We start from the raw sequence: 25882 nt of genomic DNA, 5'->3' as shown, positions 1-25882 counted from the left end.
TCTACGCGCCCCGCGCCTGCACGTCGGTCACGTCAGCTGGGGCATAATCCCTGACACACCCGGCCAAGGACTCCTGCCCATGAAACCCATGATGCTCGCCGCGCCGCTGCTGCTGGCCCTGCTGCTGGCCGGCTGCGCGACCTCCGGTGGCGCCGGTGCACCGCCGGTCGACGTGGCCGGTGCCGACATCGCCAAGCGCACGCTGGACAACGGCGATGTGCTGGAGGAATACCGCGTGGCGGGCCAGCTGCGCATGGTCAAGGTGACCCCGCTGCGCGGTGCCCCCTATTTCATCTACGACCAGAACGGCGACGGCCGCATGGATAATTCCAGGGACGGCGTGTCGCCGGTGTACTGGAAGCTCTACAGCTGGTGATGCACGTTCTTTCGAAATGAGCAACGTAGAACGCCGTAACCTGCCGATCGACCAGGCCGCCCTTCGCCAGGGGTTGACTGCCGAGCAGCTGTCCGCCGTGCAGACCCTGGAACATTTCGGCTGGCAGCTGCGCTTCGTGCGGCGGCCGCTGTTCCGCGATCCGATCCCGGTGCTGTTCGACCGCAGTGGCGAGCGCTACGTGGTGCTGCAGGCCGATGGCAGCCTGGACGAATCACAGACCCTGAAGCTGCGCGACTGAGCGTGGCGCGGCTGGCGTTGCGCAACAGCGTGACGACCAACGGTCGTCACCCACCACGACCAACGGTCGTCACCCACCACGACCAACGGTCGCCACCCACCGCGGCGCCGGGCGCCACCCACCAGGGCAGGAGAACGGCGCCGGCCGCTTCCTGCGACCGACGCCGGGTCCCCTCCCCGGGAACGCTGTCTCAGCGGATGACCAGCACCGGTATGCTGCTGCGCGCGAGCACTTCAGCGGTCTGGCTGCCCAGCAGCACGCGGGTCATGCCGCGCCGGCCATGCGAGGTCATCACGATAAGGTCCGAGCTGCGCTCGCCGGCCACGTCGATCACACCGTCGGCCGCATAGCGGTCCAGCACGTGCACGCCGTTGGCGCGCACGCCCTGCGCCTGCGCGGTGGCCAGCGCGGGCTGCAGGATCTTCTGCGCCGCCTCTTCGCGGTCGGCCTTGTATTCCGGGCTGTTCATGTAGCCGACGCTCCAGCCCATGGCGTCATACATGCCAACGGCCCAAGGCTCCGATACGGTAACGATATCGACCTCCGCGTCCAGGTCCTTGGCCAGCTCCAGACCCTTCATCAGGCCTTTTTCAGACAGTTCGGACCCGTCGGTGGCAATCAGGATGCGCTTGTACATGGCCGGGCTCCTTGGTGATCCGCCGTGTGGGAACAGAAGCATTACATACCCGGCGTGCAGGCCGCGCCTTGATCACGATCAATGCAGTGCAGCATGGCGCAGCGGGCGGTGCGTGCCAGAATCGGCCGCATGCGCACTCTCATCTCATGCTGCCTGGCCCTGTTGCTGCTCCCCTGGCCGGCCTTTGCCGACGATGCGATCCTGGTTTTCACCCGGACCGCCAAGTTCCGCCACGACTCCATTCCAGCAGCCGTGGAAACGCTGCGATCGCTGGCCGCCGAGCAGGGACTGCGGGTGGTGCATGGCGAAGACAGCGGCGTATTCACTGCTGAAGGGCTGTCCGCCTTTCGCGCCGTGGTGTTCGCCAACACCACCGGTGACGTGCTGGATGAGCCGCAGCAGGCCGCGCTCCAGGCTTTCATCGAAGGCGGCGGGGGGTTCCTCGGCCTGCATTCGGCGGCCGATACCGAATACGACTGGCCGTTCTATGGCGAACTGGTCGGTGCCTGGTTCCACAAGCATCCACCCGGCCTGCAAACTGCGCCAGTGACGCTGCACGGCGAGGGCCATGAGGGTGTGCAGTGGTCGATCACCGATGAGATCTACAACTATCGCCGCAATCCACGTCCGTGGGTGCAGGTGCTGGCCACCGTGGATGAGGCAGGCTACGAAGGCGGCACGATGGGCGATGACCATCCCATCACCTGGTGCCGGCCGATGGGCCGGGGCCGAAGCTGGTATACCGGCTTCGGCCACGATGCGGCGGTGTACGCCGATCCCGATGTGCGCGCCATGCTGCGGCGGGGACTGGCGTATGCCAGTGGTGCGTCCCCGCACTGCTGACCGACGCCCCGCGGCTCATCAGGTGGTGCTGCCGGACGCTCCGCTGTGAGGGTCAACGTACTGCCGGGTGCGTTGCCGCGCGGGGCGGGAGCCAGGCGCCGCGCCTGCGCGTGGAGAGCCTTCCCTGAGCGCCCGCAATCGTTGTTCCAGCGCGGCCGTGGCGCTGTCTTGTCGCAGCGCGTGCAGGCGCCTTTCAAGCTGCGCATCGGTGTGCCTGACAGCGGACGTGGAGCCGCCGGCAACATCCGGGCTGCGCAGGATAGCAAGGCGTGTTTCAACCTCGTTTCTGAATCCGCGGTTTTGGACGATCGCATCACGCGTGGCGCGGGCCGAAGCTTCGCTGGCGGCCTTGGCAGCTGCGCGATGCTCGGCCTGCCTGTGCGCGGTGGCCTGGGCCTGCGCATTTGCCTGCGAGGAGGCGGTAAGAGCCGCAGCGCGGGTGGCGCTTCCAGCAGCACGGGCGGATGCCCGCTGAGCGGATTCCCCGGCCTTGCTGCGCGTCTGCTGTTCGGCCTGTGCCTGCGCATCCCGCTGCGCCTGGGCTGCTGCACGGGCTGCCATGTCGCCTGCGGTGGCAGCCGCGTGCTGCTGCGCGCGTTGGCCGATGCCCACTGCATGCAAGGCCTCATTGCCGGTGTCGCCCGCGTCACGCACCATGTTGCGGATGTCGACCTCGATCTCCGCGGCACACTGTTTGAGCAACCGACGCCGGTCCGGCAGCGACAGTCCCGGCTGCGCCAGCACCGCGTCCGTGTAGCGCCGCTCACCGGCCTGGACCCGTAGCTCGGCATCGGCTTTGCGCAGGTTCCTCATTCGAATCCGGTAGTCGTCCAGTGCTTCGCCCTTGAGCGTTTCGATCATCCCGGGCGGCACGGGGGCGTTGCGCGGAAGCCGGTGTTTTGCCAGGGCCTCCTTCCAGGCGTCTTCCACGCTGTCCTGCACAAGCGCCTGCAGCGCCTCGTCCTCGGCATGGCTGGTCAGCTTCATGTGCAGGTTTGCGCGGATGACTTGCAGCTCCAGTCCAATGATGCGGCGGACACCATATGCGCCTTCGACATGCTGCACGAGGGCGCGTAGCGGCAACGCAGAGCGTTGTCCTGCGTCCGCTGCGATCCTGATCGGTTCGTCACCGCGGCGCGGCGCGTAGGACAGCTTCTTCGCCGCCCAGCTGCGCCACGACCGCAATCGGATGTACTCCGCGTTGCCCGGCAACAGCTCGGCCAGTTGCAGGCGACGGTCCCAGGCGGTCGATGCGCCTGATGCCGCCAACGCGGCGTAATAGTTGGGATAGCCCTTCTCCTTCGCCGTCAGCAGGCCCTCGCGCAGCATCGTCGGGGTGATCTCCGCCGATCTGGCGATCAGGGTCTCCAGCAGTTCGATGAACGCCATCCCGAGCGCGGGGTCACGATGGGCGTGCGCGCCGACGTTGGGCGGATAGGCGGATCCCTCGAACGGCTCCAACAGGCAGCGCGTGACCCGCGTGGCATCGAGGTGACCTGCGTCCACCAGGCGGGTCACCAGCAACAGCCAATCGCGGTTTGCCTCGAAGCTGGCGTGCCCGAGGACATCCGAGCCCGGACCCAGTTCCAGGTCCCTCAACAGCTGCCCGAACACCAATGGGGACAACAGTTCTTCGCCGATCGCACGGATGTCCGTTTCCTCGTTGGTGTCCAGCGCGGCCGCCAGCCTTCGATTGCAGTCATGCAGCTGCTGCAGCGTCCTGATCCGTGCCGTGGTGGCATTGGGGGCGTGCGCCGTGGCGTCGCCCATCACAGCGGCAAGGTCGCCGTCCAGCAGCATCTGATGCCCGGCGTGCAGGGCGTTGAAGTGTTCCTGCAGGACGGTGGGTTCGGCATCACCGCCCAGGGCAGCGCCGATGCCGTCCAGCATCTGCTGCCGGACCCGCGCGGCGCGCTCGGGGTCGGCGCTGATCCAGTCGCGGATCTGCGCTGGCGCATACTGCGCCAGCAGGGCCTGCCGGCGCTGCACCAGGGTGCCGGCCATCCGTGCGGCGTCCGGCCAGTGGCCTTGCGGCGCGCCAGCGGGAACCTGCCATCCTGCACCGACGACGGCATGCACCGTCATTGCAGGAACCAGCGCGAGCCGATACCCCATTTCAGCCATCGCATAGGCAATGGCCGGGTCGGGCGCGGCGGGCGCACGCATGAGCTCGGCAACGCTCTCCGACTGGAATCCATAGGGCCAGCCCAGCGTGTCATGCAGCCGGCCGGGATCTGCCCCCATGGCGTCGAACTCCGCAGCGTTCTCAACGAAGGCATCGGGTATCGGGAACAGCGAGGCGGGCCGCTGCAGCATGGCGATATCGCCACTGGCCTGCTTGGGCAGCATCACCATGCGCGCATCGAGCGTGGCGAATCCAAGCGGCCCGCACGAACCGAAATCAACGGTCATCGCCACGGGCTGTCCATCGCGCTCGGCGTAGCCGAAATTCTCCATCCGGAAGTTGAGATGATCCCAGTTGCCGAGCCATCGCGAGGCGATGAAATGGCGGACCTGGTCGCTGCGCACTGCGGTCGGCAGCAAGCGGTTCATCGCTTCCAGCGCATCGAATCGCTGCCTGTCGGCCGCTGCGTGTTCGGCCTGCAGTCCAGCGTCCTGCACCTGCCAGAAGTGCGCGACCCCAGCGCGCTGCAGCACCGCATCGCAGGTCGAAACAGCCGCTGCATGGTCGCTGCGCAGCTGGGCGTAGCGCATCCTGGCCTCTTCGTCGCCTGCGGCGGCCAAGGCTTCGGCAGCCGGCGTGGCAAGGAAGCTGCCAAGGTCCTTGAAGCTGGGTTCGTAGCGCGAAGCAAAGCGCTGGCTGTCGCCCGGCAGCGAGGCGTCGGCTGCCATCACGCGCGCGTCCGGCGCGGCCAGGCCGGTGAGCTGGAACACGCGGGACAGGCTGGCCTCCATCGCACTGAGCCCGGTGTCCCCGGTTTCCTTCACCCTCCAGTCGGCGTCATCGAGGCAGACCAGCGCGGCGGGTCGACTGCCGGCGCCGGTCCATGCGCGGGCCGCTGCCGGGCCCTGGCCGTCACCTTCCGCATCGGAATCTGCATCGGGATGGAACAGGTGGACCCGCTGGTCGACTCCCTGCACGGCTTCTCCGGAAAGCTGCGGCAGCAGCGCACCGCGCTGGATGCTGGACAGCGAAGGGCACGACCCGGCGACAGCAGCTACATCCTCGTTCTGGACCCCGGCAAGCAGCAGGTTTCCCTGCACGCGTCGCAGGCCACCGATTTCTCGCGTGCAGGTGACCGGGGTATCCCGGCTCAGCGATTCCAGCGAGTGCGCCCGTGATGGCGTGGACTGGAAGAACGGGCTGTCGCGCAGACCGCCGGGCCCACCGCGCTGGAACTCCATCGACACCATGCGGCCTGCCCACTCTGCTTCGGAAGCAGGGATGAGTGCTGGCATGTTGGCGTCCACGCTACGCCGCAGCGAAGACTCCAGCGCGGCCGAGCGCCGGCCAGCCCCCGTGCGTCCGCTCTGCAATGCCCGCCGCACCTCGTCCATCTGGTCGTACAGGGCGCGCAGCGTGGTCGTCTGCCGCATCGCGTCGGCTGACCCAGCGACAGGCGGGTAGTTCTCCGCCGACACCCGCCGCGGGCCTGAGGGCGCAGAGAGACGGCGCACGCGCAACGGGGCGGTGTTGCCGACCAGCAGGCTGCCGAGGGTGGACGCTGTGGCGCGTCCCTGCACAGGGCCGGATGGATGCCGACCGCGGATCAGTGCGGGCGTTGTCTGCGACGAGGAGCCAGCAACGGGCATGCGCCTTCCTTCATTGAACAAGAAGGAAATACTGCTTTCAGCCATAGGCGCGGGCTTCCATAAATACGGCACTGGTCAGCATGACACCGTCATCCGCCAGCTGGACCGCGATGCCGTACGCCCACGCCGGCCACTCAGCGCAGGTGCGGACTGACCTTGCGCTTGAGCAGCTCGACCAGCACCGGGTCCATGTAGTCGTAGTCATCCGGGATATCCAGGCACACCACGCGCTTGCCGTTCAACCAAGGGGCGAAGCGTGCCGACAGCCGCGTGCGGTGCGCACGCTCCATCACGAACACCAGATCGGCCCATTCCAGCAGCTCAGGCCCTAGCAGTTCATCCGCATCGGCCAGCAACCCGGCCGACGCGGTTTCAATGCCAGGCCAGTCGGCGAACACCTGCTCGGCCGTCGGGCTGCGCAGGCGGTTCTGGCTGCACAGGAACAGCACGTGGCGGGACATGGCGTGCGCTGCTGACGTTACAGCGCGGTCAGGTTGGCGTAGGCCATCACCAGCCACTTGCTGCCGGCATCGGCGAACTCCACCTGCACGCGTGCATGCGCACCGCTGCCTTCGTAGTCGGTGACCATGCCTTCGCCGAACTTGGGATGGGTGACCATCGTGCCGAGCTTCAGCGGCGGTGCCTCCAGCGCGGCATGCCCGCCGCCGCGGCTGGCGCCCAGCGATGCCGGCCGCGACACCTGTACCTTCGGCCGTACTTCATGCAGCAGCTCGCGCGGGATCTCGCGCAGGAAGCGCGATGGCACCCCATAGTTGTCCTGGCCATGGATGCGCCGTGATTCGGCGTAGCACAGCACCAGCTTCTGCCGCGCGCGGGTGATGCCGACGTAGGCCAGTCGGCGTTCTTCCTCCAGCCGCCCGCTTTCTTCCAGCGAACGAGCGCTCGGGAACAGGCCGTCTTCCATGCCGGCCAGGAACACCAGCGGGAACTCCAGGCCCTTGGCCGAATGCAGGGTCATCAACTGCACGCCGTCTTCGTTGGCCTGCGCCTGTCCTTCGCCCGCTTCCAGCGCGGCATAGGCGAGGAAGGCGACCAGCTCGTCCATGTCCTCCACTTCTTCGACATCGTCGGTGCGGCGCACGAAGCGCGAGGCAACCGACACCAGTTCGTCGAGGTTGTCGGTGCGCGATTCGGAGTCCAGCGCGTTGCGGCTTTCCTTGCTCCAGTGCTCGCGCAGCAGCGAGCGCGCCAGCACGTGGTCGATGCGCTCGGCCAGGGTCATGTGCACGGTCTGCGCCTGCAGTTCATTGACCAGCACCAGGAAGCCGGCCAGCGCATTGCGCGCGCGTGCCGCCAGCGCGTTGCCCTGGGTAACCAGCATGGTGGCTTCCCACAGCGAAATGCCCTGCGCACGCGCCTCGCGGCGCACCTCGTCCAGGGTGCGGTCGCCAATGCCACGGGTGGGGGTATTGACCGCACGCTCGAAGGCCGCATCGTCGTTGCGGTTGGACAGCAGCCGCAGATAAGCCAGCGCATCCTTGATTTCGGCGCGTTCGAAGAAGCGCATGCCGCCGTACACGCGATACGGTACCTGCTCGCTCAGCAGCACTTCTTCCAGCGCGCGCGACTGTGCGTTGCTGCGGTAGAGCACCGCCACTTCGCCATGGCTGCCGCCGTCGCGCACCCACTGGCGGGCACGTTCAACGATGTAACGCGCCTCGTCCATCTCGTTGTAGGCCGCGTACAGGTCGATCGGATCGCCCTCGCCGCTGTCGGTCCACAGCTCCTTGCCGATGCGGTCCGGATTGTGCGAAATGACCGCGTTGGCCGCGCCGAGGATGTTGGCGGTGGAACGGTAGTTCTGTTCCAGGCGGATGGTCTGCGCGCCGGGGAAATCACGCAGGAAGCCCTGCACGTTTTCCACCTTCGCACCGCGCCAGCCATAGATGGCCTGGTCATCGTCGCCGACAACGAACACATGCCCGGTGTCGCCGGCCAGCACGCGCACGAAGGCGTACTGGATGGAGTTGGTGTCCTGGAATTCGTCGACCAGGATCTCGCGGAAGCGGGCGCGGTAATGCGCCAGCAGGGCCGGGTTGTCGCGCAGCAGCTCATGCGCGCGCAGCAGCAGTTCGGCGAAGTCGACCAGGCCGGCGCGGTCGCAGCGCGCCTGGTACTCGGTGTAGGCCTGGCGCATGGTGTCCAGCCAGGCGTCATTCGGCTCGGGCTGGATGTGCTGCGGCCGGCGACCCTCGTCCTTCTGTTCGTTGATCCACCAGGCGATCTGCTTGGGCGGGTACTTGCCGTCATCCAGCTCCAGGGCCTGCACCACGCGCTTGACCAGCCGCAGCTGATCATCCGAATCCATCACCTGGAAGGAATCGGGCAGCCTGGCTTCGGCCCAGTGCAGCCGCAGCAGCCGGTTGGCCAGCCCGTGGAAGGTGCCGATCCAGGCGCCACGGCTGCCATTGGGCAGCTGCGCGTCGATCCGGTGGCGCATCTCGCCGGCCGCCTTGTTGGTGAAGGTCACCGCGAAAATGCCATGGGTCGGCACGCCGAACACTTCGTGCAGCCAGGCGATGCGGTGGGTCAGTACGCGGGTCTTGCCGGAGCCCGCGCCGGCCAGCACCAGGTGGTGGCCAGGGGGGGCGGACACGGCATCGCGCTGGGCCGGGTTCAGGCCATCAAGCAGGTGGGAGACATCCATGCCCCCATTTTACGGCATCGCTGCTTCGAGCTCCCGCACCGCGTGGCGCGCCGCATCTTCGGCCTGCTGACGCAGTTCAGGCACGGCCAGGCTCTCCCACAGCGTGCCGATGCGCAGGCTGCCCAGCACGCCGATGGCGCCATGCGCGGTGCCGTCGGCATCGATCAGCCGGTCACCTGCTGCCTCGCTGTCCAGGCCGAGGCCATGCGGCCCCGGGCGCGCGATGCCTTCAGCCAGCAGTTGCCTCAGCAAGGGATTGCGCAGGCCCTCCGCACGCGTCTCCACGCCGGTGGCGTTGACCAGTGCGCCAAGGTCCCACTGCACCGCTGCGCCGTGCGACAAAGCGGTCAGGCGCAGGCCCGTGTCCGTTTCCACGACACCCTGCAGGCGCACACGATGCAACTGCAGGCGACCATCGGCCAGCGCATCGCGCAGCTGCACATGAACCTCTTCAGCGATACGGTGCCGGTGTACATCCCAGTGCCGTACCGCGTGGCGCAGGAAGCGCCGCTGGTCAGCCTCATCGAGGGTCTGCCACAGTGCCTTGCCCAGCGGGCGGATTCGCTCCATCACGCTCTGCCAGGGAATGCCGTGCGTAGCCGCCTCACGGGCATGCCGACGCAGCGTGCGCAGGCGCGCGCGCAAGCCCATCGCCAGCAGCGGTTGTGGATCATACGTGGCGGGCGCGCCGTGGGCATGCGGCAACGGCATCAGCGCGTGACGCGAAAACACGTGCAGCACGCCGGTCTGGCCCGCCGCGAACAATGCCACCACGCTGTCCACCATGCTCAGCCCGGAGCCGATGATGCCGATCGCCTGGTCACCCGCCAGCAGGCGTACCCCATCGTAATCCCAGGCCTCGGCGATCGACTCGTGCGGCAGGGCATCGGCGCCAGCCAGCGGAATCGGGCGCACGCTGTTGCCGCAGGCCAGCACGACCTGGCGGGCATCGACGACGGTGCCGTCGGCCAGCTGCAGCCGTGCCATGTCGTCCTCCTGGCGCAGCGACAGCACCGCCTGCGCGACCACCTGCAGCTGCGCGCTGCTGGCCTGCTCCGCTTCGGCCAGGCGCTGGCGCAGATACGCCGCGTAATGCCGACGCGGCACGAAGCGGCCCGCCAACGTCGCATCATCATCCCGCGGACAGGCATCGACCTGGCGCAGGTAGGCGGTGAAATCGGCGGGCTGGTCGGGCAGCGCGCTCATCCGCCCGGCCGGCACGTTGAGCAGATGCTGCGGTGCCGGCGTGGCATAAGCGATGCCCTCGGCCAGGGTCGAGGCCGGCTCGAACAGCTGGACCTTCAGCGGGGTCGTTGCGTGGCGCAGCAGGTGCAGGGCGGTCAGCGCACCGGCGGCGCCGCCGCCGATGATGGCCAGGTCGATGCGGTGCGGAGTCGCTGTATCGTTCATGCGTTGATTGTAGGCGATGCGTCGGCCAGCGCCTTACATCAGCGCATCGGCCAGCCGCGCGATGCCTTCGCGGCTGCGCCGCCAGGTGGCGCGCTTGCGCCACTGTGAAAGCTCCAACGGCCGCGAGTTGCGCAGGTAATCGTCCTCGATGTCCAGCAACTGGCGCACGATCTTCCGGTCATAGCAGAGCAGGCCGACCTCGGCATTCAGCGCGAACGAACGGATGTCCAGGTTGATCGATCCCAACAGGGCGATGTCCTCGTCCACGCTGAGGTGTTTGGCGTGCAGGAAATGGGGCTCGTACAGCGCGATGCGCACGCCGCTGCGCAGCAGTTCATCGTAGTAGGCTTCCTGCGCCCACGCGGTCAGCCGAGCATTGCTGGTGGCCGATACGATCAGCTGCACATCCACCCCGGACAGGGCAGCAATGCGCAGCGCGCTCAGGGTGGCTTCGTCGGGCACGAAGTACGGGGTGACCAGCACGATGCGCCGGCGCGCCAGGTGGATCAACGCATTGACCGCATCGCGCGCGTTGCTGAAGGGGTAGGCCGGGCCACTGGGCAGCAGCTGGGTGGCCACGTCTTCGCTGCACACCGGCACATCGGCCATCACCTCCAGCCGCTGGCCGGTTTCCATGTACCAGTCGCTGGCGAACACCGCTTCCAGGTGGGCCACGGCGGGGCCGCGCACCCGCGCCACCAGCTCGCGGTTCGGCCTGCCGCGCACGAAGCCGGCATCGGCCAGGTTCTGCGAGCCGATATAGCCGACCTTGTTGTCGATGACGGCGATCTTGCGGTGGTTGCGCAGGTCCATGCGCCCACTGCGGCGCCAGCGCAATCCACCGGGCAGCATCGCGCGGACATCGATATCGCGCGCCAGCAGGCGCTTGCGGTAGGCCCGCAGTCCACGCTTTGCGCCTACCGCATCCAGCAGCAGGCGGCAGTGCACGCCGCGCGCGGCGGCACGCTGCAGCGCCTCCACGATGGCCTCGCCCACCGCATCGTCGAACATGAGGTAATACAGAAGGTGGACGCGCTCTTCGGCCTGGTCGATGTCGGCGATCAGGTGGGCCAGCGAGTCGTCGTAACCGGTCAGCAGGTCCAGTGCATTGCCGTGCACGGGCATGAAATCGCCCTGCCGCTCCACCAGTGGCACCATTTCGGCGACGGTGGTGTCCGCGTCCGGCTGCCAGCGCAGGGCTGCCTGCAGCGCTTGTTCTTCGCGGATCACCTGCGAGGCTTCGGCCTGGCGGCGCAGGCGCTCGGCCGACAGCCACGGATGGCCGAACAGCAGGTACAGCGGCAGGCCCAGCAGGGGCACGAAGCCGACCAGCAACAGCCAGCTGCGTGCAGCCCCGGGCGTGGTGCGGGTGGGGATCCACAACAGCGCGGCCAGCCGGATCAGCCAGTCCAGCAGCAGCAGCCATGAGCCCAGCATCCACTCGAAGAGCATCGCGCCACCCGCCCGGAGGAAGCCGCATTCTGCCACGGGCTGGGCCACGGCCAAAAAAACCCGCCTCGCGGCGGGTCTCTTCATTCGGGAAGCTCAAGCATCCTGGCGGATTACTTGATCTTGCCTTCCTTGTACGGGACATGCTTGCGCACGACCGGATCGTACTTCAGGAATTCCATCTTCCCGGGGGTGTTCTTCTTGTTCTTGTCCGTCGTGTAGAAGTGGCCGGTACCGGCCGTCGAAATCAGACGGATCTTGTCGCGCTTGCCTGCCATGATTTACTCCTCAGACCTTTTCGCCGCGCGAACGCAGCTCAGCCAGAACGGAGTCGATGCCGTTCTTGTCGATGGTGCGCAGTGCATGCGCGGAAACACGAAGCTTGACCCAGCGGTTTTCGCTGGCGACCCAGAAGCGGCGCTCATGCAGGTTGGGCAGGAAACGACGACGGGTCTTGTTGTTTGCGTGCGAGACGTTGTTACCCGTCTGCACTCGCTTGCCGGAAACTTGGCATACGCGGGACATTGCGCACCTCGATAAGTTTGTATTGAAAGTCCGGCCAGGGAAGGCCGAGCTTCTGCGGAAGGATCCGCACATGTTGTCAGCCCGTAGCCCGGGCGACGGCGGCCTCGATGGTTGCCCACCACACGTCAAGAGAATCAAAGGGTTACGCTGTCCTAGGCGCACCGGAGGACGTATTCCCGGTACCGCCATCCGGGGTTGACCGGACACAGCGAGCCGCGAATTATGCCGCGAACCGGGGAAACCTGCAAGCCTGCCCGGCGGCGTGAGCCGGTTTACGGAGCCCTCGCCCGGTCCCTGCTACACAGGGCACATGAGACTGCTCGCCCTTACCTACGGCACCGAAGGCGACACCCGCCCGCTGACCCTGCTCTGCCGCGGGCTGATCGACGCCGGGCACCAGGTGCTGCTGTTGGCCGACGGCGGCACGCTGGGCAGCGCGCGGGCGCTGGACGTGCCGCACGCCGCCCTGCAGGGCGACATCCACGAAGAAGTGGTGGCGCTGTTGTCGCGCGGCAACAGCCCACGCGCCGCCAGCAGCGGGCTGGCACGGATGGCACGGCGGCATGTGGCCGACTGGATGCGTCAGGCCGACCAGGCGGCGTCAGGCTGCGAGGCGGTGCTGGCCGGCGGGCTGGCCGCCTTCGTCGGCCTCAGCGTGGCCGAGCGCCACGGCATTCCGGTGATCGGTACCGGCATGATCCCGATCACCCCGACCCGCGCCTTCCCCTCGCCGTTCCTGCCGCCCGGCTGGACGCCGCCACCCCTGAACCGGCTCAGCCACCGGGTGGTGACCCGATTGATCTGGCAACAGTTCCGCGCGCCGATCAACCAGGCCCGGCGCGCCGTGCTGGGCCTGTCACCGGCCACCACGCCGTGGATCGATGCGCCGATGTTGTACGGCGTGTCGCCAAGCCTGGTCGCCACGCCCGCGGACTGGCCGGCCGACCATCGGGTGTGCGGCCAGTGGCGACTGCCCGACAGCACCGGCTGGTCGGCAGCGCCCGCACTGCAGGCGTTCCTGGATGCCGGCCCGCCACCGGTCTATGTGGGCTTCGGCAGCATGACCGGATTCGACCGTGACGCCGTGCTGTCGGCGCTGCTGCGCATGCTCGAAGGACGCCGCGTGCTGTTGTCGCCCGGATGGTCCGGCACGCCGGCATTGGCCCTTCCCGGCAACGTGCATGTGGTGGGGGCGGTGCCGCATGAAGCCTTGTTCCCGCTTACCTCGCTGGTCATCCACCATGGCGGCAGCGGCACCACGCACTCGGCCTGCCGCGCCGGCGTGCCCTCGATGGTGATGCCCTTCGCGGCCGATCAGTTCTTCTGGGCCGACCGCCTGCATCGGCTCGGCGTGGCGCCGCCGGCCCTTTCGCCGCGGCGGCTGGACAGCCAGCGATTGTCCGCGGCACTGGCCGTTGCCGAACATCCAGACGTGCGTGCGCGTGCGACGGCGCTGGGTCGGCGGATGGCGACGGAAGACGGTGTGGCCATCGGTGTGGCGGCCGTGGGGCAGCTGCTCGGTCAGCCGGCCACCAACGGCAGTGCCATGGCGCCGAGCGCGTCCGCGCGTTCCCGATCAGACCCATGAAGCGTGCAGGTCGCCGATCCCGCCCACATACGCCTGGTAGTCGTCGGACAAGCCTTCGAACGGAAGCAGGATGCCGTCCATATCGAACCGGGCGGCCTCACCGGGAGGGGCCGCCACCAGAGGCGGCCAGGTCGGGTCATGCCTTCATCAGCGCGGTCACCCAGTCGATGAACACCCGCAGGCGCTGGTTCACGTGCCGGCCGGGGGAAAACATCAGGTACATCGGCATCGGCTCGATCTGCCAGTCGTCGAACAACGGCACCAGTTCGCCGCGCGCAACAGGTGCGGCGGCCATGTAGTCCGGCACGCAGACAATGCCGAGTCCGGCCAGGCCAGCGGCGAGATAGGCGTCGCCATCGTCGATGGCGATCACGTGGCGTCCCTGCAGGTCGATCTGCTCTGCACCACGCTGCATCACGAAGCGGCGCGTGCGGCCGGTGCGCGGTCGCAGGAAACCGACCGTGAGCTGATGCGGCCCTTCCAGTTCGCCGGGATGGGTGGGCCTGCCATGGCGCTGCAGGTAATCAGGCGATGCATGGATGCCGAAGCCGAGGTCACCGATATGGCGCGCCACCAGCGACTGTTCGACCGGCGCACCGCCGCGGATCACGCAGTCCACGCTGTCCCCGATGAGGTCGACCTCGCGGTCGCTGACGCCGATCTGCAGCTCGATGTCCGGGTAGCGCGCATGGAAGTCCGGCAGCGCCGGCACCAGCAGCAGGCGTGCGAACGGGCTGGGCACGTCGATGCGCAGGCGGCCACGCAGGGCGGCGGTGGCGGTGGAAAGGCTGGCTTCGGCATCGTCCAGCTCGGCCAGCAGGCGCACCACGCGCGCGTAGTACAGCTCCCCTTCCGCGGTCAGGTTGACCTGTCGGGTGGTGCGGTTGAGCAGGCGTACGCGCAGGTGCGCTTCCAGCTGCTGCACCCGTTCGGTCACCCCGGTCCGGCCCAGCTGCAGGGTCTGCGCCGCACGGGTGAAGCTGCCGGTTTCCACCACCCGCGCGAACGCGCGCATTGCGTCGAAGCGGTCCATGCCGGGCCTCATCTGTCGGTTCTGCCGAACAATCTAGGCGGCTTCTGTCGGTTTATCCAGCAGGCCAGGCGGTCCAGCATGCAGCTCGTGCTGCGGCAACCTGCCGCGCCCCCTGATGGAGTAATCCCATGACCCGTGACGTCGTGTTTCCCGCTGGCCGGCAGGCCTTGTATGAGCGCAACCGCTACTCCCCGGCGGTGCGCGCCAACGGCCTGCTGTTCGTATCCGGCCAGGTCGGCAGTCGCGAAGACGGCTCACCCGAGCCCGAGCTGGAGGCGCAGGTCCGGCGCGCCTTCGACAACCTCAACGCGGTACTGGCCGCGGCCGGCTGCAGCTTCGACGATGTGGTCGACGTGACGGTGTTCATCGTCGACCCGGAGAAGAACTTCGAGAAGGCCTGGGCGATCGTGCCGGAGTACTGGGGTGAGGCGCCCCACCCCACCCTGACCGGCATCGGCGTGACCTGGCTGTATGGATTCCAGTTCGAGATCAAGGTGATCGCCAAGTTGCCGGCGTAAGTGGTGGGTGGCGACCCTACCCGACGACCGTTGGTCGTCACGCTCTTCCAGCAGCCATGGGAAAGCAGAAGCGGTGACGACCAACGGTCGTCACCCACCAGGGCGGCTCGACACCCACCAGGGCGGCTCGTCACCCACCAGAGCGGTTCGTTACCCGCCAGAGCGGTTCGTCAGCCACCAGCGCAGGTCATCGCCACCAGGGCCTTTGTTCAGTGTTCGCGGCGGTGCAGCCAGCGGTACAGCACCGGCAACAGCAGCAGGGTCAGCAGCGTGGACGACACGATGCCGCCGATCACCACCGTTGCCAGCGGCCGCTGCACTTCCGAACCCGCACCGACATTGAACGCCATCGGCACGAAGCCCAGCGAGGCCACCAGCGCGGTCATCAGCACCGGCCGCAGCCGGCCGAGCGCACCGTCGCGCACCGCGTCCGGCAACGCCAGTCCCTGCCCGCGCAGCTGGCGGATGAAGCTGATCATCACCAGCCCGTTGAGCACCGCAACGCCGGACAGCGCGATGAAACCCACTCCGGCGGAGATCGACAGCGGCATGCCACGCAGCGCCAGCGCCAGCACGCCACCGGTCAACGCCAGCGGCACACCACTGAATACCACCAGCGCATCGCGACCGGAACCGAAGGCCCAGAACAGCAGCGCGAAGATCAGCACCAGGGTGACCGGCACCACTACCGCCAGCCGCTCGCTGGCGGAAATCAGCTGCTCGAAGCTGCCGCCGTAGTCGATCCAGTAGCCGCTGGGGACCACGACCTGCGTGCCCACCGCTGACTGCAGCTCAGCAACGAACCCGCCGAGGTCACGATCACGCACGTTGGCGGTGACCACGATGCGCCGCTTGCCGTTTTCACGGTTCACCTGGTTCGGCCCTTCGCTGGTTTCAATGCGGGCCAGTTCGCGCAGCGGCACCGTGCGCGGGCCTCCACTGGCCGCGCTGTCGCCACGGCTCAGCTCGTCGGCGTCGCCGTTGGCAAGCGCCGTTTCCAGCGACACCGGCAGGTCCGCCAACGCCGCCGGGTCCTGGCGCAGGGCTTCGGGCAGGCGCACCACGATGTCGAAGCGGCGATCACCTTCGAACAGCTGCCCCGCCACCGTGCCGCCGACGGCGGTGGCCACGGTCGACTGCACCTGGCCCGGATTGAGCCCGTAGCCCGCCAATGCCTGGCGATCGGGCCGCACCGTCAGCAGCGGCAGGCCGCTGGTTTCCTCCAGGCGCACGTCGGCGGCGCCGGGCACGCCGGAAACCACCTGCTCCACGCGCCGGCCAAGCTGCGCCAGCATGTCCAGGTCATCGCCATACACCACCACCGCCACATCCGCGCGCACACCGGAGATCAGTTCGTTCATGCGCATCTGGATCGGCTGGGTGAACTCGTAGTTGTTGCCCGGCAGCTGCTCCACCGCCGCTTCCAGTTCGGCCAGCAGCAGGCTGCGGGGCTTGCGCGGATCGGGCCAGTCGCGGCGGTCCTTCATCATCACGAAAGTGTCGGCCACCGAGGGCGGCATCGGGTCCGACGCCACTTCCGGCGTGCCGATCTTGGAGAACACCTTGGCCACCTCGGGCACCTGCAGCAGACGCGTTTCGATCTGCACCTGCATCCGTACCGACTGGCCCAGGCTGGTGCCGGGAATGCGCATGGCATGCATCGCCACGTCACCCTCGTCCAGGCTGGGAACGAACTCGCTGCCGAGGCGGCTGGCCAGCACGCCGCAGCCCACCACCAGAACCAGCGCGGCGGCCACTGCCCAGCGCCCACGCTGCAGCACCAAGCCCAGCAGCGGCTGGTAGCGCCGGCGCAGCCAGGCCATCACCCGGTTTTCCTTTTCCTGCACCCGTCCACCCAGGAACAGCGCGATGGCGGCCGGCACGAAGGTCAGGCACAGCAGCATCGCGCCGGTCAGCGCCAGCACCACGGTGATCGCCATCGGGTGGAACATCTTTCCTTCCACCCCGGTCAACGCGAAGATCGGCAGGTAGACCGCGGTGATGATGCCCAGGCCGAACAGGCTCGGACGGATCACTTCGGCGGTCGCGCTGGCGGTTTCGGCGAAGCGTTCGGCGGCACTCATGTCGCGACCCAGCGCATGCTGGCGCTCACCGAAGCGGCGCAGGCAGTTCTCGATGATGATCACTGCGCCATCGACGATCAGGCCGAAATCCAGCGCACCCAGGCTCATCAGGTTGGCCGACACGCCGCCGCGTGCCATGCCGGTCAGGGTGAACAGCATCGCCAACGGGATCACCGCCGCGGTGATCAGCGCGGCACGCACGTTGCCCAGCAGCAGGAACAGGACCACGACCACCAGCAGCGCACCCTCCAGCAGGTTCCTGGCCACGGTGGTGATGGTGCGGTCCACCAGCGCGGTGCGGTCGTAGCTGGCAGTGGCGGTGACTCCTTCGGGCAGGCTGCGCTGTGCCTGCGCCAGTTTCGCTGCCGCAGCCTGGGCCACCTCGCGGCTGTTGGCGCCGACCAGCATCACCACCGTGCCCATCACCACTTCATGACCATCCTGGGTGGCCGCGCCGCTGCGCAGCTGCGCCCCTTCGACCACTTCGGCCACATCGTGCACGTGGATCGGCACCCCTTCGCGGCGGTCCAGCACGATGTTGCCGATCTCTTCCAGGTTGGCCACCTGGCCGGGTATGCGCACCAGGAACTGCTGCCCGTTGCGCTCGATATAGCCGGCACCCACGTTCTGGTTGTTGGCTTCCACCGCGGCCGCCACGTCCTCGAGCGTGAATCCCAGTGCGCGCAGCCGAGCCGGGTCCGGGGTGATGTGGACCTGGCGCTGGAAGCCGCCGATGGTGTTGACCTCGGTGACTCCTGGCACGTTGCGCAGCTGCGGGCGGATCACCCAGTCCTGCAGCGTGCGCAGGTCGGTGGCGGTGTAGGCCGTGCCATCGGGCTTGCGCGCTCCGGGCGCGGCGTCGACGGTGTACATGAAGATCTCGCCGAGTCCGGTGGCGATCGGCCCGAGCTGGGGATCAAGGCCGTCGGGCAGCTGCGAGCGGACTTGCTGCAGGCGTTCGGCCACCTGCTGGCGGGCGAAGTACAGGTCCGTGCCGTCGTCGAACACCACCGTCACCTGTGACAACCCATAGCGCGACAGCGAACGGACCTGCTCCAGTGCCGGCAACCCGGCCATCGCGGTTTCCACCGCATAGGTGATGCGTTGCTCGCTCTCCAGCGGCGAATATCCGGGCGCTGCGGTATTGATCTGCACCTGTACGTTGGTGATGTCCGGCGTGGCATCGATGGGCAGCCGTCCGAAGCTCCACGCACCCACCAACACCAGCACCACGGTCAGCGCCATCATCAGCCAGCGCTGTGCGATGGCGCCGCCGATCAGACGCTCCAGCACGCCAGGCCTGGCGCGGCCGCTTTGCGGTTCAGTGCTCATGCGCTGCGCCCGCCTTGCCGATGTCCGCCTTCACCGTATAGCTCTGCTCCACCACCACCTGCTCGCCGGCCTGCAGGCCGCCGGTGACCGCCACCTGGCGTGCGTCGCGTGCACCCAGCTGGACCTCGCGTGCCTGGTAGGTTTCACCGTCGCGGACGAAGACCACGTCCTTGCCATCCAGCGTCTGCAGTGCGCTCAGCGGTACCGCCAGCGGCGCCGGCGTGCTGGCCACCACGATGCGCGCGCGCACCGCGGCACCCGGCCGCCACAGGCCATCGGCATTGTCGATGGTGGCCCGGGCCACGGTGCTCTGGCTGGCCGTGGCGGTGCCCGGCAGCACACGTTCCAGGGTCACGGTCTGCGCGGCGCCATCGGTCATGCGGGTGATGGTGACCGGCACGCCGGCGGTGATGTGCTGGGTATCGGAACCGAAGATATGCAGGTCCACCCACAGCTGTGACAGGTCGCCGATGTCGAACAGCACCTGGCCTTCGGCTGCCACTGCGCCCAGTTGCACCTGGCGCGACAGGACAACGCCGGAGATCGGCGCGGCGATGCTGTAGGTGGTCAGGCTGAGGTTGCTCTCGATGCTGGCCAGCGGCTGGCCGGCGCGCACCCGGTCACCGACATTGGCGCGCAGCGCGCGCACCGGTCCGGGAAAACGCGCGGTGACCTGTGCGCTGCGCCCATCGACCGGCGCCAGCAGACCCTGCACTTCGTGCTCGTCGGCGATGGTGCCCGGGCCTGCCGCTGCGCTGACGATGCCGGCGGCGCGGGCCTGTATGTCGCTGATACGGGTGCTGTCGGCAGGCGCTTCATCATCGTGCGATCCACCTTCTGCGTGCGCGTGTGGGTCTTCATCGGTGGCCTTGGCTGCCCTGTCACTACAGCCCGCCAGCAGGGCGGACAGCAACAGGATCGCGAGCATGCGGCGCGGCGCCACGGTGGTGGAGGTCATGGTGCGATTCCTTGGGTTGCGTTGGCGACCAGTGGCTGTCCGGTCAACCGCTGGATCTCGATCAGGGCACTCTGCGCGGACACCGCTGCATCCAGCTGGCGCTGCCGCGCCTGGATGCGCATCGCCTGCAGCTGGGCCCATTCCAGGTAACTGATGGCACCGGCGCGCCACGCGGTTTCGGCGGCCTTTTCGGCGCGACGCAGCTGCGGGAGCACATCGCGCTCCATGCGGGTGACCTCCAGCCGGGCGTTGGCGTAACGCCCATGCGCTTCGGCCAGGGTGGCGTGCAGTTGCAGCGCGCGCGCCTGCCGCTCCACTGCACTCATTTCCAGTTCGCTGCGCGCCGCGCGGATCTCTGGATCGGCACGCCGGGCGTTGCCCAGCGGCACGCTGAAGCCTCCCACCAGCGATGAGTCCCGGCCGCCGCGGTCGTTGCGGACCCCCAGCTGCCAGGACACATCGCCGCGCAGCTGGCTGCTGGCCAGCTGCAACTGGGCCTGGCGCACCCGCTGCTCGCCGGCGATCAGCGCCAGCTCCGGGGTCCGCTCGAGCAGATCGGCCAGCTGGCCAAATTCCTGCAGGGCAGGCAACTGCAGCGGATCACCACTGGCCACGTCGAAGTCGACGTCGCGTGCATTCCACAGCGCGGCCAGCGACAACCGTGCCGCCCTGCCCTCCTGCAGTGCACGGTCACGGTCAAGCTCTGCCTGGGCCAGTGCGGCCTGCGCGGTGATCAGGGTCGAGGCTGGCGAAGCACCGGCGCTGAGCCGCCGGCGCGCCGCGTCCACCGCGCGCCGGCGCTGCTCGATGTCTTCCAGCGCGATGCGCTCACGGCCACTGGCGACGGTGATCGCAAGGTAGCGACGGGCCGCCTCGGCCATCATGTCCAGCCGGATGATCTCGCGCTGCGGCGCCAGCGCATCGATGTTGGCCTGGGCCACGGCACGGCGGGCATCCAGCTTGCCGCCGCGCTCCAGGACGCCGGCCAGCGATACCGTGGTTTCCAGCGCGTCGATGCCGCCGCTGTCGCCACTGCCAAGCGCGTTTTCAAGGTCCACGCCGAACACCAGCGGCGGTGCCAGCCCGGCGGCGTCGTAGCGGGCGCGGGCGGCCTGCTGCTGCAAAGGCAGCAGTCGCAGGTCGGGGTGGGTGCGCGAAACACGCTCGATGGCAGCATCGAGCGTCAACGGGACAGCAGACGATGTCACCTGTGCGCCTGCGCACGGTGCCATCGCCAGGGCCGCAAGCGCGGCCAGGCGTTTCCACATGGGGTTTCTCCAGCAATCTCAGGACAGGATCGGGTCGTCCGCTGCATGCGGACCGCGGATCAGGCCTGGATCGGGGGACGCAACGGGCTGTCCTGTGGCGCCGGACGCCACGTCGCGTCATGCCGAGCGTGGCGCACGCCAGCCGGTGCAGTGATCAGTTCCCAGCCGGCGTAGGCAAAGGGCAGCACGCCGCCCTGGCCATGACAATGGCCGCAATGCACGAGTGCATGCAGCAGGCGCGCGCCGGTATCGTCATCGTCGTGGCCGGTGTCTGTTTCTGCATCGCCATGCGGCACCGCGGGGTGATCGGCATGGGACAACTCATGCAGGTCACCCAGCGCCGACGCCAAGGCGCCACCGGCCGTGCCAAGCGCCACCACCACCAACATCAGCAGGCGGATCAGGAACAGCGGGCGTCGGCGGACGGTGCGGATCATCATCGTCAGGGTAGCGGCCGCACGCGGCGTTACACAATCGCAGCGCCGCGGGCAGGCGCTACAGGTGGCTGATGTCCGGGTCGCCAACGGATATTGCGTGCACTTCGCGCATGCCGGGCGGCAGCGCCGCCTTGAGCGCCTGCAAGGTCTGGAAATGCCTGCCTCGCACTGCCGACCACGCTGGACTGGCGTTGTCGGCGACCTGCAACTGCCAGCCTGTCGCCGAGAGTTGCAGCGGCGTGCGCACCAGCTGTGCTGGGCTCAGTGCTGATCGCGAACGATGCACCAGGATCAAATCCCCGCCTTCTGCATGGCGTACACAGAAGCTGCCCGGGCGCTGGAACTGCGTGCACAGGGCGCGATAGCTGACGTGCGCCTTGGCCTGCTCGGGATCGATGTTGACGATGCGCTCCGGGTCGTTCAGCGCATTCCCGTACCGCGCATGATCGCTGGCGATGACGCCGCGCTCCTGTGCTGTCAGCACTTCAGTGATGCCCTGCGGCGCCTGTCCGCCGTAGCATGGCATCCCGGCCATCCAGATGGCGGTGATGACCGGAGCATTGCCCACGGCGCGTGGCACCAGCGAAGCCGCCGGGCCGCTTGCCGGGGCAGCGACGCTGCGGATGCTGAAAATACCTGGCGCGGCCGGATGGGACTGTAGGGGTCGGGGCATGCGGCAGGCCTGTCTGTTGGATCCAACAAGCCTGCCGCAGCGCGCGATTCCCGCTACCAGGAATCAGCCTTTCCTGCGTTCTGCGATGAAGGCCTGGATCTGCTGTTCCAGCACCGGCAGCGGCACCGAGCCCTGCTGCAGCACTGCATCGTGGAATGCCTTGATGTCGAACGAATCGCCCAGTTCCTTCTCCGCCTGCGCGCGCAGCCGCACGATGGCGATCTCGCCGAGCTTGTAGCTCAGCGCCTGGCCCGGCCAGGAAATGTAGCGATCCACTTCGGTGGTGACTTCGTGTTCGCTCAACGCAGTGTGGTCGCGCAGGTAGGCCAGCGCCTGCTCGCGGCTCCAGCCCTTGCTGTGCACGCCGGTATCGATCACCAGCCGCGCCGCACGCCACATTTCGTAGGTCAGCCGGCCGAAGTCTTCGTACGGGGTCTCGTAGATGCCCATTTCCACGCCAAGCTTTTCGCAGTACAGGCCCCAGCCTTCGCCGTAGGCGGAGATGTAGCTGTTGCGACGGAACTCCGGCAGTTCGCCCTGCTCGGCCGCCAGCGCGCCCTGCAGCGCGTGGCCCGGATCGGACTCATGCAGGGTCAGCGCGGGCAGGTTGTACAGCGGGCGCGCCGGCAGGTTGTAGGTATTGAGCCAGTAGGTGCCCATGCCACCGCGGCCGGCGGTCCAGAACGGGGCGATGTCCGGCGGCACCGGCACGATGGTGAAGCGCGCGCGCGGCAGCGTCATGTACCTGCCGATCACCCCGTCCACCCGCTTTGAGATCCACGCCGCGCGATGCAGCAGTTCATCGGGCGTCTTGGCGTAGAACTGCGGATCGGTGCGCAGGAAGGTCAGGAACTCACCGAAGCTGCCCTTGAAGCCGACCTGCTTGATGATGGCGTTCATCTCAGCCTGGATGCGCGCCACTTCGGCCAGGCCGATCGTGTGGATCTCATCCGGGCCCAGGTCCAGCGTGGTGTACTCGTGGATCTGCTGCTTGTAGAACGCCTTGCCGTCCGGCATCGCCTCGGCGGCCAGGGTGGTGCGCGCCTTCGGCACGTACTCCTGCAGGAAGAAGCGGCGCAGCTGCTGGAACGCCGGGATGACCTTGCCGGCGATCGCCTCGCGCGCCTGCGCCTGCAGCTGGGCCTGCTCGGCGGCGGGAATGCTGGAAGGCAGCTTCTTGAACGGTGCGTACAGCGGCGACCGGGTCGGATCGGTGAGGTCGGCGACGTTGGAGATCGCCACTTCGCGGCCGTCCAGCACGGCGCGCGGCACGCTGAAACCACGCGCCAGGCCGGCACGCATGTTGTCGGTCTGCTGGGTGAAATAACGCGGCACGTCGTTGAGGCGCGCGATGTAGTTGCGATGGTCCTGCGCGGTCTTCATTTCGCGGCGGGCCATGAAGGACAGGTTCGACCAGAACGAGGAATCCGAATTGAACGGCATCTCGTAGGTGCGCAGGCGCACTTCCTCGGCCAGGTTGAACACCTGGTCGCGGTAGATCGCCAGGTTGACCTGGTTCACGCCAGACAGGGCCTTGGCATCCAGCCCGTCCAGCTGCTTGAGCACACCGTCCCAGACCGCAAGCCGCGCCTGCTGTGCAGCCGGGCCTACATCGGGCATGCGCGCGGCGCTTTCCGGAGCGTCGCCGTCTTCGCTGGCTTCACCTCCACCGGCCTGGCGCCACGCCCATTCCTTCTCATAGATCGCGCGGAACGCTGCATCGGCGGCGCTTTCATTGGCAATGCTGGACGGCGCGGCGGTGGCCGCCGGCGGGGCCGCGTGGGCGAGCAAGGGAGCGGACAGGGCGAGCAGCAGGGCAACGGCGAGGCGGGTTTTCACGAGCGGCAGATTCCCGGGGAGGCAGTCCTTCGATGATGGCACCGATGGTCGTCGCCGACATGGGTCGAACGTCCTGCCCGCTGCCTAATGAGCGGCCTTGTCGCGCTTCCAGCCGCGGTGGGCGATGTCCAGCTTCAGGCTGTACAGTGCGGTGAATGCAGGGAACAGGTTCTGCAGCACGCCGACCGAGTCCTGTTTGGCGGAGAAAAGGAAGTAACTCAGCGTCATCAGGCTGCCGACCACGCTCATGTACCAGAACAACCGCGGGATCACCGGCTTGCCGGCGCGCCGCGAAGCGACGAACTGCACCAGCCAGCGGCCGCCGAACATCAGCGCGCCGGTGTAGCCGATCAGCTTCCAGCCGGTAACGTGCAGGCCGGTCCAGTACAACCAGGTCAGCGGCTGGTCCAGCAGGGGAAGGTCCATCAGCGTTCTTCCACGGCCGTACGGCGGCTGCGCGTGATCAGCCACGCCACCCCGCGCAGGTCGCGCAGGCCGACCAGCGCCCGCTGCAGGTTGTTGTACTTGGACACCCCGGCGGTACGCGCACGGTGGTTGACCGGCACGCACTGCGTGGTCCAGCCGGCACGCTGCATCAGCGCGGGCAGATAGCGGTGCATGTGGTCGAAGTAAGGCAGGTCCAGGAAGGCCTCGCGCTCGAACAGCTTGATGCCGCAGCCGGTATCGGGCGTGGCGTCGTGCAGCGCGCGCGCGCGGATCGCGTTGGCCCAGCGGCTCGCCCAGCGTTTGCTGCCGCTGTCCTTGCGGTTGACCCGCCAGCCTGCGAACAGCTTGACCTGGGCATCGGCCGTTGCGCGGGCGTCGAGCAGCTTCGGAATATCGGCAGGATCATTCTGGCCGTCGCCGTCCAGCGTGGCGATCCACGCGCCGCGGGCCTGCTTGACGCCGGTCCGCACCGCCGTGCTCTGCCCGCTCTGGGTGAGGTGGTGCAGCACGCGCAGCTCCGGCGTGGTGGCCTTCAGGGCCTGCAGCACCGCCAGCGTGTCGTCCTGCGAATGGTCATCCACGTAGACGATCTCGAACGCCACGCGGCCGCGCAGCGCTGCGGTGATTTCAGCCACCAGCGGGGCGACGTTGTCGCGTTCGTTGAATACCGGGACGACGACGGAAAGCTCGGGATGACTCATCGGGAACTCGGCCAAGGGGAAGTAAAACAGCGCGCATTCTCCGCTTCCGAGGTTATCCGAAGATGAACCCGGCTGCCCAGCATGGCCGCCTTCAGCCGCGTTCGCCGAAATAATCCCGGCACCACGCCACCACAGGCGGCAGCCCCTGTTCGATCGGCAGGGACGGCGAATAGCCGAACGCCTCATGGGCACGTCGGGTATCGGCCATCGTGCGCACCATGTCGCCGGCCTGCATCGGCTTGTAGACCTTGCGTGCAGGGCGCGCGGCGGCTTGCTCGATCACCTTGATGAACCGCTCCAGTTCCACCGGGGTGTGGTTGCCCAGGTTGAACACGCGGTGCGGCACCGGCTCGGTGCTGGAATGCGCGAGCGCGCCAAGGATGCCCGCCACGATGTCGGAAACATGTGTGAAATCGCGCTGCATCCGGCCTTCGTTGAACACCTCGATCGGCCGCCCGGCCAGCACCGCGCGGGCGAACAGCAGCGGCGCCATGTCCGGCCGCCCCCAGGGGCCGTATACGGTGAAGAAGCGCAGTCCGGTGGCGCGCAGGCCGTACAGGTGCGCATAGCTGTAGGCCATCAATTCGTTGGCGACCTTGGTGGCCGCGTACAGCGAGCGCGGCTGGTCCACGCGCTGGTCTTCGGAGAACGGCGGCGTGGCCGAATCGCCATACACCGAACTGCTGCTGGCATACACCAGATGCTCCACGCGGTGGTGGCGGCAGGCCTCCAGGATGTTGACGAAGCCACTGAGGTTGCTGTCGACGTAGGCCTGCGGATTTTCCAGCGAATAACGCACACCGGCCTGCGCGGCCAGGTGGATCACCGCCTGCGGCCTGACCTCTTCGAACAACGCGGCCAGGCCGTTGCGGTCGGCCAGCTCCAGCGTGCGCAGGTCCAGCTGCGGACACAGCGCCGCTACGCGGTCGCGCTTCAGCTGGGGATCGTAGTACTCATTGAAATTGTCCAGCCCGACCACCGCTTGGCCGGCCTGCAGCAGGGCCTGCGCGGTGTAGGCCCCGATGAATCCCGCAGCGCCGGTAAGCAGGATCGTCATGCTGTC

23 protein-coding genes are annotated in these 25882 nt (G+C 67.8%); 5 read left to right on the top strand and 18 right to left on the bottom strand.

Features of this window, described 5'->3' with window-relative positions:
* Window positions 1-79 precede the first annotated feature (79 nt).
* Window positions 80-376, top strand: coding sequence for a DUF2782 domain-containing protein (locus ACI2JH_RS02660; RefSeq protein ID WP_101099424.1), 297 nt, complete (start codon window positions 80-82; stop codon window positions 374-376).
* A gap of 16 nt (window positions 377-392) precedes the next feature.
* Entirely contained in the window at window positions 393-635 is a 243-nt protein-coding gene (locus ACI2JH_RS02655; protein WP_101099425.1) for a hypothetical protein, read from the top strand.
* Between the two features lie 190 nt (window positions 636-825).
* On the opposite strand, the gene ACI2JH_RS02650 is transcribed toward ACI2JH_RS02655, so the two are convergent.
* A complete protein-coding gene (locus ACI2JH_RS02650) occupies window positions 826-1272 on the bottom strand; it encodes a universal stress protein (protein ID WP_042613877.1) in 447 nt (148 codons plus the stop codon).
* Between the two features lie 129 nt (window positions 1273-1401).
* Here ACI2JH_RS02650 and ACI2JH_RS02645 point away from each other — a divergent pair, with 129 nt between their 5' ends.
* A complete protein-coding gene (locus ACI2JH_RS02645; protein ID WP_404735354.1) occupies window positions 1402-2115 on the top strand; it encodes a ThuA domain-containing protein in 714 nt (237 codons plus the stop codon).
* An 18-nt stretch (window positions 2116-2133) separates the two neighbouring features.
* Here ACI2JH_RS02645 and ACI2JH_RS02640 read toward each other — a convergent pair whose 3' ends face one another.
* The 7 genes from ACI2JH_RS02640 to rpmB all read right to left on the bottom strand — a co-directional run bounded on the left by ACI2JH_RS02640 (window position 2134) and on the right by rpmB (window position 11941).
* Window positions 2134-5889, bottom strand: coding sequence for a hypothetical protein (locus ACI2JH_RS02640; protein WP_404735353.1), 3756 nt, complete (start codon window positions 5887-5889; stop codon window positions 2134-2136).
* A 134-nt stretch (window positions 5890-6023) separates the two neighbouring features.
* A complete protein-coding gene (locus tag ACI2JH_RS02635) occupies window positions 6024-6350 on the bottom strand; it encodes a low molecular weight protein tyrosine phosphatase family protein (protein ID WP_101099427.1) in 327 nt (108 codons plus the stop codon).
* Between the two features lie 17 nt (window positions 6351-6367).
* Window positions 6368-8557, bottom strand: coding sequence for a DNA helicase II (gene uvrD / locus ACI2JH_RS02630; protein ID WP_101099428.1), 2190 nt, complete (start codon window positions 8555-8557; stop codon window positions 6368-6370).
* 9 nt (window positions 8558-8566) lie between these two features.
* Entirely contained in the window at window positions 8567-9967 is a 1401-nt protein-coding gene (locus tag ACI2JH_RS02625) for an FAD/NAD(P)-binding protein (RefSeq protein ID WP_404735352.1), read from the bottom strand.
* A 33-nt stretch (window positions 9968-10000) separates the two neighbouring features.
* Entirely contained in the window at window positions 10001-11419 is a 1419-nt protein-coding gene (gene cls, locus ACI2JH_RS02620; protein WP_101099500.1) for a cardiolipin synthase, read from the bottom strand.
* A gap of 110 nt (window positions 11420-11529) precedes the next feature.
* Window positions 11530-11694: a 50S ribosomal protein L33 gene (gene rpmG / locus ACI2JH_RS02615; RefSeq protein WP_042613882.1), complete on the bottom strand. Its 165-nt coding sequence runs from the start codon at window positions 11692-11694 to the stop codon at window positions 11530-11532.
* 10 nt (window positions 11695-11704) lie between these two features.
* Window positions 11705-11941, bottom strand: coding sequence for a 50S ribosomal protein L28 (gene rpmB, locus ACI2JH_RS02610; RefSeq protein ID WP_019185625.1), 237 nt, complete (start codon window positions 11939-11941; stop codon window positions 11705-11707).
* 310 nt (window positions 11942-12251) lie between these two features.
* Between rpmB and ACI2JH_RS02605 the strand changes: the two genes are divergently transcribed.
* Window positions 12252-13529 carry a glycosyltransferase gene (locus tag ACI2JH_RS02605; RefSeq protein ID WP_404735351.1) on the top strand — a complete coding sequence of 426 codons (1278 nt, stop codon included), beginning with the start codon at window positions 12252-12254 and terminating at the stop codon, window positions 13527-13529.
* A gap of 136 nt (window positions 13530-13665) precedes the next feature.
* Here ACI2JH_RS02605 and ACI2JH_RS02600 read toward each other — a convergent pair whose 3' ends face one another.
* The gene (locus tag ACI2JH_RS02600) at window positions 13666-14562 is read right to left on the bottom strand and encodes a LysR substrate-binding domain-containing protein (RefSeq protein ID WP_349999443.1); all 897 of its coding nucleotides are present in this window, start codon (window positions 14560-14562) and stop codon (window positions 13666-13668) included.
* A 128-nt stretch (window positions 14563-14690) separates the two neighbouring features.
* On the opposite strand from ACI2JH_RS02600, the gene ACI2JH_RS02595 reads away from it, so the two are divergent.
* A complete protein-coding gene (locus tag ACI2JH_RS02595) occupies window positions 14691-15080 on the top strand; it encodes a RidA family protein (protein ID WP_101099432.1) in 390 nt (129 codons plus the stop codon).
* Between the two features lie 209 nt (window positions 15081-15289).
* Here ACI2JH_RS02595 and ACI2JH_RS02590 read toward each other — a convergent pair whose 3' ends face one another.
* From ACI2JH_RS02590 to ACI2JH_RS02550, 9 genes are all read right to left on the bottom strand, one after another.
* The gene (locus tag ACI2JH_RS02590; RefSeq protein ID WP_404735350.1) at window positions 15290-18496 is read right to left on the bottom strand and encodes an efflux RND transporter permease subunit; all 3207 of its coding nucleotides are present in this window, start codon (window positions 18494-18496) and stop codon (window positions 15290-15292) included.
* Window positions 18486-19454: an efflux RND transporter periplasmic adaptor subunit gene (locus ACI2JH_RS02585; protein ID WP_404735349.1), complete on the bottom strand. Its 969-nt coding sequence runs from the start codon at window positions 19452-19454 to the stop codon at window positions 18486-18488. Before ACI2JH_RS02585 ends, ACI2JH_RS02590 begins: the two co-directional genes overlap by 11 nt.
* Window positions 19451-20722 (bottom strand): TolC family protein, encoded by a 1272-nt coding sequence (locus ACI2JH_RS02580; RefSeq protein ID WP_404735348.1) that lies wholly within the window; start codon window positions 20720-20722, stop codon window positions 19451-19453. The genes ACI2JH_RS02585 and ACI2JH_RS02580 overlap by 4 nt, the downstream gene beginning before the upstream one ends.
* 59 nt (window positions 20723-20781) lie before the next feature.
* Window positions 20782-21162 carry a hypothetical protein gene (locus ACI2JH_RS02575; RefSeq protein ID WP_404735347.1) on the bottom strand — a complete coding sequence of 127 codons (381 nt, stop codon included), beginning with the start codon at window positions 21160-21162 and terminating at the stop codon, window positions 20782-20784.
* A gap of 55 nt (window positions 21163-21217) precedes the next feature.
* The gene (locus ACI2JH_RS02570) at window positions 21218-21832 is read right to left on the bottom strand and encodes a hypothetical protein (protein WP_404735346.1); all 615 of its coding nucleotides are present in this window, start codon (window positions 21830-21832) and stop codon (window positions 21218-21220) included.
* A gap of 63 nt (window positions 21833-21895) precedes the next feature.
* Window positions 21896-23671 carry a DUF885 family protein gene (locus ACI2JH_RS02565; RefSeq protein WP_182656357.1) on the bottom strand — a complete coding sequence of 592 codons (1776 nt, stop codon included), beginning with the start codon at window positions 23669-23671 and terminating at the stop codon, window positions 21896-21898.
* Window positions 23672-23755: 84 nt separating this feature from the next.
* On the bottom strand, window positions 23756-24097 hold the full coding sequence (locus tag ACI2JH_RS02560) for a lipid-A-disaccharide synthase N-terminal domain-containing protein (protein WP_101099439.1): 342 nt from the start codon (window positions 24095-24097) through the stop codon (window positions 23756-23758).
* Window positions 24097-24819 (bottom strand): glycosyltransferase family 2 protein, encoded by a 723-nt coding sequence (locus ACI2JH_RS02555; protein ID WP_101099440.1) that lies wholly within the window; start codon window positions 24817-24819, stop codon window positions 24097-24099. The genes ACI2JH_RS02560 and ACI2JH_RS02555 overlap by 1 nt, the downstream gene beginning before the upstream one ends.
* A 91-nt stretch (window positions 24820-24910) precedes the next feature.
* A complete protein-coding gene (locus tag ACI2JH_RS02550; protein WP_404735345.1) occupies window positions 24911-25876 on the bottom strand; it encodes an NAD-dependent epimerase/dehydratase family protein in 966 nt (321 codons plus the stop codon).
* Window positions 25877-25882 lie beyond the last annotated feature (6 nt).

It is taken from the genome of Stenotrophomonas sp. NPDC078853 (assembly GCF_044901215.1).
GTDB classification, from domain to species: domain Bacteria; phylum Pseudomonadota; class Gammaproteobacteria; order Xanthomonadales; family Xanthomonadaceae; genus Stenotrophomonas; species Stenotrophomonas lacuserhaii.
The sequence above is the reverse complement of the archived record's forward strand: the minus strand, read 5'-3'. Positions and strand labels throughout refer to the sequence as shown.